General features: G+C 73.2%; 13 protein-coding genes. 7 read left to right on the plus strand and 6 right to left on the minus strand.

Annotated elements, in window-relative coordinates:
• Nucleotides 1-352 precede the first annotated feature (352 nt).
• Nucleotides 353-1351 carry a helix-turn-helix transcriptional regulator gene (locus ACFY0D_RS19930; RefSeq protein WP_301371298.1) on the plus strand — a complete coding sequence of 333 codons (999 nt, stop codon included), beginning with the start codon at nucleotides 353-355 and terminating at the stop codon, nucleotides 1349-1351.
• 191 nt (nucleotides 1352-1542) lie between these two features.
• Here ACFY0D_RS19930 and ACFY0D_RS19935 read toward each other — a convergent pair whose 3' ends face one another.
• The gene (locus ACFY0D_RS19935; RefSeq protein ID WP_390799484.1) at nucleotides 1543-2703 is read right to left on the minus strand and encodes an alkaline phosphatase PhoX; all 1161 of its coding nucleotides are present in this window, start codon (nucleotides 2701-2703) and stop codon (nucleotides 1543-1545) included.
• Nucleotides 2704-2913: 210 nt separating this feature from the next.
• Here ACFY0D_RS19935 and ACFY0D_RS19940 point away from each other — a divergent pair, with 210 nt between their 5' ends.
• Both ACFY0D_RS19940 and ACFY0D_RS19945 read left to right on the plus strand, forming a co-directional pair.
• Nucleotides 2914-3378, plus strand: a complete 465-nt coding sequence (locus ACFY0D_RS19940; protein ID WP_390799485.1) for a group III truncated hemoglobin — start codon at nucleotides 2914-2916, stop codon at nucleotides 3376-3378.
• 140 nt (nucleotides 3379-3518) lie between these two features.
• A complete protein-coding gene (locus ACFY0D_RS19945) occupies nucleotides 3519-3926 on the plus strand; it encodes a VOC family protein (RefSeq protein ID WP_390799486.1) in 408 nt (135 codons plus the stop codon).
• Nucleotides 3927-3944: 18 nt separating this feature from the next.
• Here ACFY0D_RS19945 and nirD read toward each other — a convergent pair whose 3' ends face one another.
• Genes nirD through ACFY0D_RS19960 form a run of 3 tightly spaced genes read right to left on the minus strand, consistent with a single transcriptional unit; the run spans nucleotide 3945 to nucleotide 8147 of the window.
• Nucleotides 3945-4277, minus strand: a complete 333-nt coding sequence (gene nirD / locus ACFY0D_RS19950) for a nitrite reductase small subunit NirD (protein WP_351149440.1) — start codon at nucleotides 4275-4277, stop codon at nucleotides 3945-3947.
• The gene (gene nirB, locus ACFY0D_RS19955) at nucleotides 4274-6799 is read right to left on the minus strand and encodes a nitrite reductase large subunit NirB (RefSeq protein WP_390799487.1); all 2526 of its coding nucleotides are present in this window, start codon (nucleotides 6797-6799) and stop codon (nucleotides 4274-4276) included. The genes nirD and nirB overlap by 4 nt, the downstream gene beginning before the upstream one ends.
• Before the next feature lies 1 nt (nucleotide 6800).
• Complete coding sequence (locus tag ACFY0D_RS19960) at nucleotides 6801-8147, minus strand: NAD(P)/FAD-dependent oxidoreductase (RefSeq protein ID WP_390799488.1); 1347 nt, start codon at nucleotides 8145-8147, stop codon at nucleotides 6801-6803.
• Between the two features lie 157 nt (nucleotides 8148-8304).
• On the opposite strand from ACFY0D_RS19960, the gene ACFY0D_RS19965 reads away from it, so the two are divergent.
• The 3 genes from ACFY0D_RS19965 (at nucleotide 8305) to ACFY0D_RS19975 (ending at nucleotide 10763) form a co-directional block, all read left to right on the plus strand.
• A complete protein-coding gene (locus ACFY0D_RS19965) occupies nucleotides 8305-9600 on the plus strand; it encodes a ferric reductase-like transmembrane domain-containing protein (RefSeq protein ID WP_390799489.1) in 1296 nt (431 codons plus the stop codon).
• Nucleotides 9601-9665: 65 nt separating this feature from the next.
• Nucleotides 9666-9950, plus strand: a complete 285-nt coding sequence (locus ACFY0D_RS19970) for a hypothetical protein (protein ID WP_390799490.1) — start codon at nucleotides 9666-9668, stop codon at nucleotides 9948-9950.
• 36 nt (nucleotides 9951-9986) lie between these two features.
• Complete coding sequence (locus ACFY0D_RS19975) at nucleotides 9987-10763, plus strand: TSUP family transporter (RefSeq protein WP_030012032.1); 777 nt, start codon at nucleotides 9987-9989, stop codon at nucleotides 10761-10763.
• Between the two features lie 6 nt (nucleotides 10764-10769).
• Here the strand turns inward: ACFY0D_RS19975 and ACFY0D_RS19980 are convergent, their stop codons facing one another.
• Both ACFY0D_RS19980 and ACFY0D_RS19985 read right to left on the minus strand, forming a co-directional pair.
• Nucleotides 10770-11474 carry a class F sortase gene (locus tag ACFY0D_RS19980; protein WP_390799491.1) on the minus strand — a complete coding sequence of 235 codons (705 nt, stop codon included), beginning with the start codon at nucleotides 11472-11474 and terminating at the stop codon, nucleotides 10770-10772.
• Between the two features lie 130 nt (nucleotides 11475-11604).
• Complete coding sequence (locus ACFY0D_RS19985; RefSeq protein WP_390799492.1) at nucleotides 11605-12147, minus strand: hypothetical protein; 543 nt, start codon at nucleotides 12145-12147, stop codon at nucleotides 11605-11607.
• A 426-nt stretch (nucleotides 12148-12573) separates the two neighbouring features.
• On the opposite strand from ACFY0D_RS19985, the gene ACFY0D_RS19990 reads away from it, so the two are divergent.
• On the plus strand, nucleotides 12574-13020 hold the full coding sequence (locus ACFY0D_RS19990; protein WP_390799493.1) for a gamma-glutamylcyclotransferase family protein: 447 nt from the start codon (nucleotides 12574-12576) through the stop codon (nucleotides 13018-13020).
• Nucleotides 13021-13027: the final 7 nt, after the last annotated feature.

The following is a 13027-nucleotide window of genomic DNA, read 5'->3' on the forward strand; positions in this document are numbered from 1 at the left end:
CCTGTCCCCGGGTTCCCTGACTGCCCGGGGGCGGGCGCGCCTATTTTTGTTGTTCAACAAATCTTTACGCCAGCAGGCGGTGGACGGATCCCCACCCGTCCACCGCCGCTGTCATTCTGCCGGGCACGTCGGCGCTTCCCGGTGCGACCGACCGCCAGGCCCCGCAAAGCCCCCCACGGCCTTCGCGGAGCGTTTCGGTCGCACCGGAGTGTGCCCGGCGGAGTACAGGATTTCGGTTGTCACGCCCCCGCCGAAAGGGGTTTCAACTGTGGCCGAAAGGGCGTGGTGACAACGTGTGACGGCATGCATACTCATGGGGCGGGGGGATTGCGGTTGCACAGGTGGGGGTTCGGTGCTGCGTATCCATTTCACTGGAGTGGACCTGGCACGCGTACGGATGGCAGGGCGTCCCGATGCGTTGTGGGAAACGATTCTGAGCTTTCACCGCTTAAGAGACCGGCGTGACGCCCGGTTGTTCGGTGAATGGCGTACGGAAACCCGGAGCAGGTTGAATAGTGAAACACGCACGCTCGGTATGCTCATACCGAGTCGTGGTTATTTCCCCGATTTCCTGACCCCTGTGGAGGGGCAGTACGGGTGGGACGTGGGCCTCGACGCGTTGCGCGGGATCCGTCCCGAGCGCATGCGGCGCGAGCTGCAGCTGCTGGCGGCCGGTGCGCCGATGACGCCGCGGCTACGGGAGTTCATGGACGGCGGTGACAAGCAGCTGCCGCGGCTCATGGGCGAGCTCCGCGCGTACCACCGGGCCGCCGTGGAGCCGTACTGGACGCATATCCAGGCCCAGATCGAGGCCGAGCGCGCCGCGCGCGGCCGGGCCCTGCTGGACGGCGGCGCGGACGAGCTGCTGGATTCGCTGCCGCCCATGCTGCGCTGGCGGGCGCCGGTGCTGGAGTGCGACTACCCCGTGGACCGTGACGTACGGCTGCGGGGGCGCGGGCTGCTGCTCCAGCCGTCCTTCTTCTGCCGGCGCACCGCGGTGACCCTGCACGATCCGGAGCTGCCGCCGGTGCTGGTCTACCCGGCCGCGGCGCAGCTGGCCTCGGCGCCGGCCGGGGGTGAGGCGGCGCGGCCCGTGGAGGAGCAGCGCCAGCGCACCCTGGGCAAGCTGGTCGGGCACACCCGCTCGGTCGTGCTGCGGGCCATAGGGGACGGGGCGACCACCAGTGAGCTGGCGCGCCGGGCCGGGGTCTCGCTGGCCTCCGCGAGCCAGCACGCGTGCGTGATGCGGGAGGCGGGGCTGGTGACCACGCTGCGGCGGGGGAACGCGGTGCTGCACACCGTGACGCCGCTGGGGGCTGCGCTGCTGAAGGGTGGGGCCGTGGCCTCGTGACGCTGCCGCGTCGTTCAACGATGCCGCGCCCCGGCGGGGTTCGTACCCGTCGGGGCGCGGCGGTCGTGCGATCGGGTACGGCGCCGTTGCGGAGGCGCTGCCCCCGAGCCCCCGAGCCCCCGCGCCTCAAACGCCGGCGAGGCTGGAAGATGGCCGGGCGGGGCTGGAGAGGAGCGCCGGCGGGGCTAGATCTAGACGCGGAAGGGGCCTGTGACCTCGTAGGTGATGCCGGCGGAGGAGCTGCCGCTCGTGCCGCGCTGGCTGGAGAAGTAGAGGCGGTTGCCGGCCGGGGAGAAGGCCGGGCCGGTGATCTCCGAGGAGGACTGGCCGGTGATCCGCAGGAAGGGCGCCACCACGTCGTCCGGGGTGATCACGCAGATCTCCATGTTGCCGCCGTCCTCGGCGACGTACAGGTCGCCGTACGAGGACCCCGTGACGTTGTCGACGCCGGTCAGCGGGGCCGCCCCGCCGGGCACGAGCGAGTCGTCGTAGGCCAGCTCGTACGTGCTGTTCGCGAGGTTCAGCTGCCAGACCCGGTTGTCGCCCTTGGTGGTGAACCAGACCGTGTCGTTGGCGTAGTGGCAGCCCTCGCCGCCGTTGAACTTCTTCGAGCCCGAGACCTGGCTGCGGGTCACGGTCGGCGAACCGTCCGGGTCCGGGACGTTCTGCCAGGTGAAGGAGCCGGAGGTGGCGGTGCCGGCCTTCAGGACCTGGAGGGTGCCGGAGGAGAGGCTGCCCCAGGTGGTCGGGATGAAGCGGTAGAAGCAGCCGTTGGTCTCGTCCTCGGTCAGGTAGATCACCTTGCGCACCGGGTCGGCGGCGGCCGCCTCGTGCTTGAACCGGCCCATCGCAGGGCGCTGCACGGCCGCGTTCACCCCGTACGGGTCGGTCTCGTAGACGAAGCCGCGGTCGACCTCCTCGCAGGACAGCCAGGTGTTCCAGGGGGTCTTGCCGCCCGCGCAGTTCTGCCGGGTGTTGGACAGGATGCGGTAGGCGCCGGTGATGGTGCCGGAGGAGTTGAACCTGACGGCGCTCGCGCCGCCGGAGGGGTTGATCTCCGAGTTCGACACGTAGATCCAGCCCGAGCCGTCGGCGAAACAGGCACCGCCGTCGGGGGCGCTGTGCCAGCCGTACGAGGTGCCGCTGACGGTCTGGCCCGAGCGGGCGATGACCCGGCTGGTGAAGCCGCTGGGGAGCATGATGCCGTTGGCGTCGGCCGCGCCGAGCGCCCCGTAGGGTCCGGCACCCGGCTGGGCGGGGGCGGCGTAGGCGGCCCCGTGCATCAACGTGCCGCCGAAGGCGGCGGCAGACGAACCGATCACTGCGCCGCGCAGGAAGGTACGACGTTCCACGGTCACTCCTGTGGGAGGAAGGCCCCGCGGCCGATCGGACGCGGGGTCGCACGCGTCGAGGAACCTAGGAGGCGCCAGTTGCCGTGGCGCCAACTCCCCATGACGCGCGGGCGACCGCTCGACGTGCAATACGCCGACCGCGCCACGGCGGGGCGCACCGCGGGACTTTCCGCCCGGGACGGGCTCCCGGTGGGGGAGGATGGTGCAGCAATGGACCACTTCGCCGCCGCCGACATCTCAGGCCGTGCCGACCTCGACGTCGTGCTGCGCCGCTTCTACGCGGCCGCGTTCGCCGACCCGCGGATCGGGCCCTTCTTCACCGAACTCGCGGGCACGGACCTGGAGTCCCACCTGCCCCGGATCACCGATTTCTGGGAGCGGGCCCTCTTCCGCACCGCCGACTACCGGCGTGACGCCTTCGCCCCGCACGCCGCTCTGCACGCGGTGCGGGAGCTGACCGCCGCCGACTTCGGCCGCTGGGTGCAGCTGTGGAGGGCCGCGATCGACGGACTGCACCGGGGGCCGAACGCCGAGCGGGCCAAGGGGCAGGGGGAGCGGATCGCGCTGGCCCTCCACCAGCGCCTCGCCGGGCCAGGGGCCTCGCTCCAGGGCGAGGACGCGGTCGGCTTCATCCCGTTGGCGGTGCTGGAGCTGAGCCTCGTATCTATGGCCTGACCTGCGATTTCGTAGATCAGGAAAGAAAATTCGAAGAAACTTCGCTGGAAGCGATGAGTTTCCCGGAGACCCGCGGTCTACCTCTCGAAAGCACCGGGCAGCACGCACCGAGCACCGCACACGAGAGAAGAGAGACCTCGATGTCCGCCACCATGATCTTCGTCAACCTGCCGGTCAAGGACCTGGACGCCAGCAAGGCCTTCTGGGGCAAGCTGGGCTACACCTTCAACGCCCAGTTCACCGACGAGAACTGCGCCTCGATGGTCATCAGCGACACCATCGTCGCGATGCTCCTGACCGAGGCCCGCTACAAGGACTTCACCCACAAGGAGATCGCGGACGCCACGAAGACGTCCGAGGTGCTGCTCTGTCTGAGCGCCGGGAGCCGCACCGCGGTCGACGAGCTGGTGGACGGAGCCCTGGCGGCCGGCGCCACCGAACCCCGCCCCGCCCAGGACCACGGCGTCATGTACGGCCGTGCCTTCGACGACCTCGACGGTCACACCTGGGAGATCATGTGGATGGACCCGTCGATGGTCCAGGGCTGACGGCGTCACCGCCTGCGGTCACGAGGTCGCGGCGGTCCGGACCGGGTAGGTGCGGACCACCGTCTCCTCGTCGTCCAGGCAGCGCCCCGACTCCAGGTCGAAGCGCTGCTTCAGCAGCGGGGAAGCCACGAAGGGCCGGCCCCCCGCCGTCCCCACCAGCCCGCGCGAGAGCACGTGCGCGCCGGTGAAGGGGTCCTGGTTGCCGATGGCGTACGGGCGCCCCGCGCGGTCGACGAACACCGCGGCCTGGCTCCCGTCGGGCAGCAGCGCCGCCACCCCGCGCCCGGGGATGAGCGAGGACAGCTCGCACACCGTCAGCCAGCCCTGCGCAACCTGCAGTTCCACGGTCATCGGACGGGTCCTCCTATGGTCAGGACGGCCAGGTCGGGCTTGACCTGGTCGCGCTCGGGGACGAACTTCACGGTCGGGTCGGGGGCGCCGGGCGCGTTGACGAAGGACACGAACCGGCGCAGCCGCTCCGGATCCTGGAGCGTCTCGGCCCATTCGTCCCGGTAGTGCGCCACGTGGTCGGCCATCAGGGCCTCCAGCTCCGCGCACAGCCCGAGCGAGTCGTGCACGACCACGTCCCGCAGGTGGGCCAGGCCCCCCTCCAGCCGCTCCAGCCAGGTGGAGGTCCGCTCCAGCCGGTCCGCGGTGCGGATGTAGAACATCAGGAACCGGTCGATCAGCCGGACCAGTTCCGCGTCCGACAGGTCCTGCGCCAGCAGGTCGGCGTGGCGCGGGGTGGCCCCGCCGTTGCCGCCCACGTACAGGTTCCAGCCACTCGCCGTCGCGATGACGCCGAAGTCCTTGCTCTGCGCCTCCGCGCACTCGCGGGCGCAGCCGGAGACCGCCGACTTCAGTTTGTGCGGGGCGCGCAGCCCCCGGTAGCGAAGCTCCAGGTCGATGGCCATCCGGACGCTGTCCTGGACCCCGTAGCGGCACCAGGTCTGCCCCACGCAGGACTTCACCGTGCGCAGGGCCTTCCCGTACGCGTGCCCGGACTCGAACCCGGCGTCGACGAGCCGTGCCCAGATCCGGGGGAGCTGGTCCACGCTCGCCCCGAAGAGGTCGATCCGCTGGCCGCCGGTGATCTTCGTGTAGAGGCCGAAGTCCCGGGCCACCTCACCGATCACGATCAGTTTGTCGGGGGTGATCTCACCGCCGGGGATGCGGGGGACGACCGAGTAGGAGCCGTTGCGCTGCATGTTCGCGAGGAAGTGGTCGTTGGTGTCCTGGAGGGCGGCCTGCTCCCCGTCCAGGACGTAGCCGCTCGCGCCGAGGGTCGGGGCCAGCGAGGCGATGATCGAGCCGACGGTGGGCTTGCAGACCTCGCAGCCGTCCCCGCCGCGGGCCTCCGGGCGGCCGTGGCCGTCGAGGATCTCCTCGTACGAGGTCAGCCGGCGGGTGCGGACGATCTCGTAGAGCTCGGCCCGGGTGAAGGGGAAGCAGCCGCACAGCCCCTTGTCGGTGGCGGCGGGCAGCAGCTGGCCGATCACCTTGACGCAGCTGCCGCAGCCGGTGCCCGCCTTGGTGCACTTCTTGACCTCGGCGAGGGTGGCGCAGGCGGCGATGGCCTTCTTGGTGACGTTGTGGCAGGAACAGATCACCGCGTGGTCGGGGAGCGCGGACGGGCCCAGCGCGACCGGGGCGCCGACCCCGGCGGGCAGGACCAGCTGCTCGGGGGCCACGGGCGGGACGCTGCCGGTGAGCGGGCGCAGCAGCCCGTAGGAGTCCGCGTCGCCGACCAGCACCCCGCCGAGGAGGACCCCGTCGGGGGAGACGACCAGCTTCTTGTAGACCCCGGAGCGGGAGTCGGACCAGACGACGTCGAGGCTGTCCGGGGTGGCGCCGTGGGCGTCGCCGAAGGAGGCCACGTCCACGCCGAGGAGCTTGAGCTTGGTGGAGAGGTCGGCTCCGGTGAACTCCTTCTCGCGGCCCAGCAGATCGTCGGCGGCCGTCTCGGCCATCTCGTAGCCGGGGGCGACCAGTCCGTAGACCCGGCCGTCGACGGCGAGGGCGCACTCGCCGATGGCGTAGACGTGCGCGTCGGAGGTGCGGCAGCGGGCGTCGACCGCGATGCCGCCGCGCTCGCCGACGTCCAGTCCGGCGTCGCGGGCCAGCTGGTCGCGGGGGCGGACACCGGCGGAGAAGACGACGAGGTCGGTGTCGACGACGGAGCCGTCGGAGAGCCGCATTCCGCTGACGTGACCGTCCTCGCCGGTCACCACCTCCTGGGTGCCGACGCCGGTGTGGACGGTCAGCCCCATGGACTCGATGGTGCGCAGCAGGGCCGCGCCGCCGCCCTCGTCGACCTGTACGGGCATCAGGCGCGGGGCGAACTCGACGACACGGGTGGCGAGGCCCAGCCCCTGGAGGGCGCCGGCGGCCTCCAGCCCGAGGAGACCGCCGCCGACGACCGCGCCGGAGCCGCGGCTCTTCGCGTACTCCTCGATCGCGAGCAGGTCCTCGATCGTGCGGTAGACGAAGCAGCCGGGGGCGTCCTTGCCCGGGACCGGCGGCACGAAGGGATAGCTGCCGGTGGCCAGCACCAGGACGTCGTACGCGAACACCTGCCCGGACCGGGAGGTGACGGTACGGGCGGCCCGGTCGATGTGCTCGGCGGGGTCGTCGAGGTGGAGGGCGATGCCGTGCTCCTCCATGAACCCGGCGGGCGTCATGGACAGGTCCTCGGCGGTGCTGCCGGAGAAGTACGAGGTCAGGTGCACGCGGTCGTAGGCGGGCCGGGGCTCCTCGCAGAGCACGGTGATCCGGTGCGTGGCGGTGATCCCGCGCTCGGCGAGTGCTTCGAGGTAGCGCTGGCCGACCATGCCGTGCCCGATGAGCACGATCGTGGGCAGGGGCTCGGTCATGTCAGTGGCCTCCGTCGTCGGTGAGCAGGTGGAACAGGTCGTGCGGTGATTCCTCGCCCTCCCAGGTGCGGGCGAGGGCCCCCACGGTGGAGAGCTCGCCGAGCAGCGCGCCGCCGACGAGGCGGTCGCCCCGCAGGACGACCTTGCGGTAGGTGCGGCGGGTGGCGTCGGCGAGGCGGACCACGTCGTCGCCGGGGAGGGGGGTGGTCTCGCCGAAGGCGGCGAGATCGAGGGAGCGGTCCCCGTCGGTGGTGAGGGTGAGCCGGGTGAGGGCGCGGGTGCCGGTGTACTGCGTGGGCTCGCCGGTGAGGAGCGAGGCCAGGGCGTCGGCCTGCTCCAGGGCGGCGCCCGCGAGGCCGTACACCTGGCCGGCGTGCTCGGCGCAGTCGCCGATGGCGTGGATGCGGGGGTCGCTCGTGCGGAGGTGGTCGTCGACGACGATGCCCTTGCGGACCTCCAGGCCGGCGGCCTGGGCGAGGCCCGTGCGGGGGCGTACGCCGCAGGCGAGCACGACGACATCGGCGTCGAGCCGGTAGCCGTCGGCGAGCTCGACCCCCGTGACCTTGCGATGACTTTGCGCGGCGCCGCTGCTGGGGCTCCGCCCCAGACCCCGCTCCTCAAACGCCGCAGGGGCTGGATTTTGCGCGGCCTCGCCGGCATTTGAGGCGTGGGGGTCCTGGGGCAGAGCCCCTTGCAGCGGCGCCGCAGATGTGATCAGGCCGCGGACCCGGCATTCCGTGTGGATCTCGACGCCGAGTCCGGTCAGGTGCGCGTGCAGCAGGGCGGAGGCGTCCGCGTCCAGCTGGCGCTCCATCAGCCGCTCGCCCTGCTGGGCCAGGACCACCTGCGCCCCCCGCGCGGCCAGCGCACGGGCCGCCGAGACGCCCAGCAGGCCCCCGCCGATCACCACCACGCGGACCCCGGGCCGCACGGCCGCCGAGAGGGCCAGGCAGTCGTCCATCGTGCGGAACGCGTGCACCCCGTCCGGGAGGTCCCGCCCGTCGGGTTCGAACAGCCCGCGCAGCGCCGGGAGCACCGCGTTCGACCCCGTGGCCAGCACCAGCGTGTCGTACCGGGCCACCGTGCCGTCGTCGCAGCGCACGGCCCGCTCCGCGCGGTCCACGCGCACCGCCCGGACCCCTCGCCGCAGCACCGGGCCGGGCGCCGGGAGGGCCGTCACCTCCGGGGCGTACCGGCCCGCGAGGACCTCGGCGAGCAGGACCCGGTTGTACGGCACGTGGGTTTCCTCGCCGAGGACGGTCACCGCCGCGGCCTGGCCGAGCCGCTGCGCGAGCCGCAGGCCCGCGAGGCCGCCGCCGATCACCACCACACGCTGTTCCGAGGTCATGCCACGAGCGTGCGCGGCCGCTGTTTCCCCACGGCATCGCCTCTGTTACCCGGACGGAACGCCCGCCTCAGCACCCGGGTTAAGGGTCGGTGAGGCCTTCCTCAAGGCCGCCTTAAGGGTCATCAGGGCCGCCACCTGCGGCCTTAGCGTGATCCGTATGCGGAATGCGGTGGTGCGGGTGAGGGGCGGGATGCTGGCCGGTGCGGGGGTGGTGACCCTGCTCTGGGCGGCGCAGGTGCGGCCCTCGGCCCGGCCCGACGCGCTGTTCGCCACCGCCGCGCACCTGTCCGGCCTGCTCGCCGGGTACGGGGTGCTGGTGCTGCTGTTCCTGATGGCCCGGGTACCCGCCGTCGAGCACGGGGTCGGCGCCGACCGGCTCGCCCGCTGGCACGCCTTCGGCGGCCGGTACGTCCTGCTGCTCGTCTTCGGGCACGGGCTCTTCGCCCTGCTCGGCTACGCCGTGCACGAGGGAACCGACGTGGTCTCCGCCGCCTCGGAGCTGCTCGGTTACCCCGCGCTCGCCGCCGCCGCAGCCGGGACCGTCCTCCTGGCCGCGGTCGGCGTGACCTCCGCCCGGGCGGTACGCCGCCGGGTGCCGCACGAAACCTGGCGCGGGGTGCACCTGCTCGTCTACCTCTCCGCCGCCCTCGCCTTCGGGCACCAGCTCGCCGGGCCCGATCTGGCCGCGGCCGCCTGGTTCTGGGCGCTCGCCCACACCGTGGTCGCCGTCCTGCTGATCTGGTACCGCGCCGTGGTTCCCGTACGGCAGGCCCTGCGGCACGCGCTGCGGGTCGCGGACGTCCGGGTCGAGGGGCCCGGGGTGGTCTCCGTCGTCGTCTACGGACAGCACCTCGCGGAACTGCGGGCGGAGCCGGGCCAGTTCCTGCGCTGGCGGTTCCTCCAGCGGCGGCTGTGGCACACCGCCCTGCCGTTCTCGCTGTCCGCGCCCGTCCGCGGGAACGCCCTGCGGATCACCGTGAAGGGGCTCGGCGGCCACTCCCGCCGGATCCGCCGGCTGCGCCCCGGGACGCGGGTGCTGGCCACCGGGCCGTTCGGCGCGCTCACCGCCGCGCGGCGGACCCGGCCCAAGGTGCTGCTGATCGCCGGCGGGGTCGGAATCACCCCGATGCGGGCCCTGTTCGAGACGCTGCCCGGGGGCCCCGGGGACATCACCCTGCTCTACCGGGCCGGGGCCGAGGAGCACCTCGTGCTGCGGGCCGAGCTGGAGGCCATCGCCGCCGAGCGGCAGGCCGGTCTGCACTACCTGCTCGGGCCGTCCGGAGCGGCCTACGACCCGCTGGCCCCGCAGGCGCTGACCGCGCTGGTGCCCGACCTGACCGAGCACGACGTGTACCTGTGCGGGCCGCCGGGGATGGCCGAGGCGACCCGGGCCGCGCTGCTGCGGGCCGGGGTGCCGGCCGGCCGTATCCATTCGGAGTGCTTCAGCTTCTGAGCTGCGTGCCCACGGCCCGCCCCCCTGCCTGAGTGTCCCGCGTTTCCCCGAGGAGTCACCGCCCCATGCGTCACCCGCTGCACGTCGCCCTCTCCGTACCCGTCGGCGCCGGGGCTCCTGCGGCGGCCGTGGCCCGGCACCGCAAGCCGCGCCGCCCGTCACCGGTACGGGCCGCCCTGGCCGCGCTGGCCTGCGTACCGCCCGCGCGGCGGCTGGCGGCGGGGCTGGGGGCGGCGAGTGTGCTGGCCGCGACCGTGTTGACGGCGGCCGTGGACCCGGCGGCTCCGGTGGCCCCGGACCGCGCGCCGGCCCGGCCAACCTCAACCTTTGCGCAAGTTTCCGGGGATTGATGGTCACTGCACCCAACTGCTCCGTAGGGTCGAGCCGTGCCTGACATATCAACGACCATGATCATCGTCCTGTGCGTGGCCGCGGCCGCGGCCGGCTGGATCGACGCGGTGGTGGGCGGCGGCGGCCTGCTGCTCCTGCCCGCGCTCCTCCTCGGCCTGCCGAACGCCCACCCCGCCACCGTCCTCGGCACCAACAAGGCCGTGGCCATCGTCGGCACCGCCGGGGCGGCCGTGACGTACGCCCGCAAGGCCCCGGTGAACGTGAAACTGGCCGTCCGCATCGGCCTGGCCGCGCTCGCCGGTTCCATGGGCGGTGCCGCACTCGCGGGCGGCATCAGCAAGGACGCTCTCCGCCCGCTGATCATGGTGGTACTCGTGATCGTCGCGGGCGTCGTCATCTTCAAGCCGGGCTTCGGCACCGCCCCCTCGACCGCACCCGTCAGCCGGCAGCGGGTGCTGCTCGCCATCGGGCTCGCGGGCCTGGGCATCGGCTTCTACGACGGCCTCATCGGGCCCGGCACCGGCACCTTCCTGGTGCTCGCGCTCACGGCACTGCTCCACCTCGACCTGGTCACCGCCTCCGCCACCGCCAAGATCGTGAACTGCTGCACCAACGCCGGGGCGCTCGCGATGTTCGCCTACCAGGGCATGGTGCTGTGGCAGCTGGCCGCGCTGATGGCGGTGTTCAACCTGGCCGGCGGCATGATCGGCGCCGGTATGGCGCTCAAGAAGGGCAGCGGCTTCGTCCGGGGCGTGCTGCTGACGGTCGTGGGCGCGCTGGTGCTCAAGCTCGGCTTCGAGCAGTGGGGATAGGACCCCCTAGTACGTCCCGGTGAGGTGTGCGAAGACCACCACGTTGCCGCGGTAGCCCGTGCGCGGCGAGAAGCCGCCGCCGCAGGTGATCACCCGCAGCTCGGCGCGCGCCGAAGGCCCGTAGACGCGGGTGTCGGGGAAGGCCTTGGCGTCGTACACCTCGACCGCGTGCACCGTGAACACCGCCGTACGGCCGTCCGCGCGCGGGATCTCGATGGAGGCCCCGCGGCGCAGCGCGCCCAGGTGGTAGAAGACCCCCGGCCCGGCCGCGTCGTCCACGTGCCCGGCGACGACGGCGGTGCCGGTGGCGCCCGGCGTGGTGCCGTCGCGGTACCAGCCGGCCAGGTCGCGCCGGTCCGGCGGCGGCACTTCGAGGCTGCCGCGCGGGTCCAGGCCGAGCCCGGTCAGCGGGGCGTCGACCCGGATGGAGGGGATCCGGATCCGGGCCGGCGGGGAGCCGGGGAGCGGGGCGATCCCGGGGCCCACCACGCCGGCGGCGGTCAGTGACTCGGCGGGGGAGGGCAGCGGCGGTCCGACGGGTTCACGCGAACCGCTGGTCACGAGCCAGATGCCGACGCAGGCGGCGAGCGCGACGAGTCCGCCGTGGCGGGCGGTGGGGGTGCGGACCGCCCGGCCCGCCGCTCGCCGCCTGGGGTGCGCTGCGGATCCCGGGCGGTCGCGGCCCCGCGCGCCACCGAAATCGCCACCCATGCGTACCCCCTCGGCTTCCGTTTCGGGGTGACTGGCCGTCGCCCGGCCCCGCGAACGGGGGGGACCTCGCGGGGCGGGCGACGGGGGACGGTACCGGTCGGACCGCGGCCGGAGCCGCGGTGGGCGTCCGTCAGCTCCGCGTGCCGCTCGCCCGGCGACGCAGGAGCCAGGTACCGCCGACGGCGGCAGCGGCCAGTACGGCCGCCCCCGCCGCGATCTTGGCGGGGTCGGTGGTGGTGGTCGTGCCACCGCCCACCCCGGTGTTGACGTGGCCCTGCGGGCCGCGCTCGGTGACGATCAGGTTGCCGGTCGCGAACTTGCCGTTCGCGCAGGTCACGCCGATGCCGTAGGTGCCGCCGCGGGTGCCGTGGGCGATCTGGAACTGCCCCACGACCACCTCCTTGTGGGTGCCCGGGACCAGCTTGAACCGGCCGCCGCCCACCGTGGTGGCATCGCCGTCCGCGTGGCTGCCGCTGCCGCAGGCCGTGGTGTTCACGGTGACGGTGGCGCCGGGGGCGGCGGACTTGGGCCACACCTCCAGCGGCGCGAAGTCCCCGGGTGCGAAGCCCACCACGCCGAGGTCCGCGGCGGCCACCGCGCCGGCGACCGGCCCGGTGAACGCGGCGGCGGTCAGCGCGGTCGCGGTCAGCAGGTGTGCGGTACGTCGGCGCATGGGGACTCTCCTGGAGACACGGGGTCGTGTTTCCGAGGAAACCCGGCCCGCCCGCCGCGCGCCTGCTGATGTTCCGTCAGGTATGCCTTCCCTCGGCCCACCTGCGGGATGTCTTCGCAGGTCAACGCGGGTGCTGCGGCCATCGGAGCGCCCCGCGCCGTCCGGGTGACTCCGGCTGCCGGGGGGTCACGCGGCGGGAGCCCCACCGTGGCCGAGGGCGATGGTCAGGCCCAGCCCCGTGCCCTGGCTGCGTTCGGGCGCACCCGGCATCCCCGACGGCACGATACGCGCGTCCAGTTCGCCCGGCGGCGCGGGTCACGGCCGCCGGGAGGTCGTGTTGAAGCGGTGCGTACGGTGGTGGGGCGGGAAAGCCGGGACTTTCGGCCCGGCCCGCGCACCGCCGCGCCATACCCGAGGGAGGGCCCCGTGACATCGCTCGAACGGCTACCGGACCCGAGCGATCCGCTCCCGTTCTTCGTCTACGGGACCCTGCGCCCGGGCGAGGTCAACCACGACCTCTTCCTGCGCGGCCGCACGGCCTCCGAGGAGCCGGCCGTCCTCCCGGACACGGCGCTCTACGACGGGCCCGGATATCCGTACGCGGTCCACCGCCCCGGCACCGTGGTCGTCGGCGAGCTGATCACGGCGGCGCCGGGTGAGTACGGGAAGCTGCTCGCCGCGCTGGACCAGCTGGAGGAGTACCAGGGACCGGGCCGCCCGGGGAACATCTACGACCGGATCGCCCGGCCGGCCCTGCGCCAGGGCGGCACCACGGTCCGCGCCTGGGTCTATCTGGCGGCCCCGCTGATCGCCCGCGACCTGCGCGAATCGGGCACCGAGATACCCGGCGGAGACTGGTTCGACCGCCGCTGAACCGCAG

It is taken from the genome of Streptomyces sp. NPDC001502, assembly GCF_042894785.1.
In the GTDB taxonomy this organism is placed as follows: domain Bacteria; phylum Actinomycetota; class Actinomycetes; order Streptomycetales; family Streptomycetaceae; genus Streptomyces; species Streptomyces kutzneri.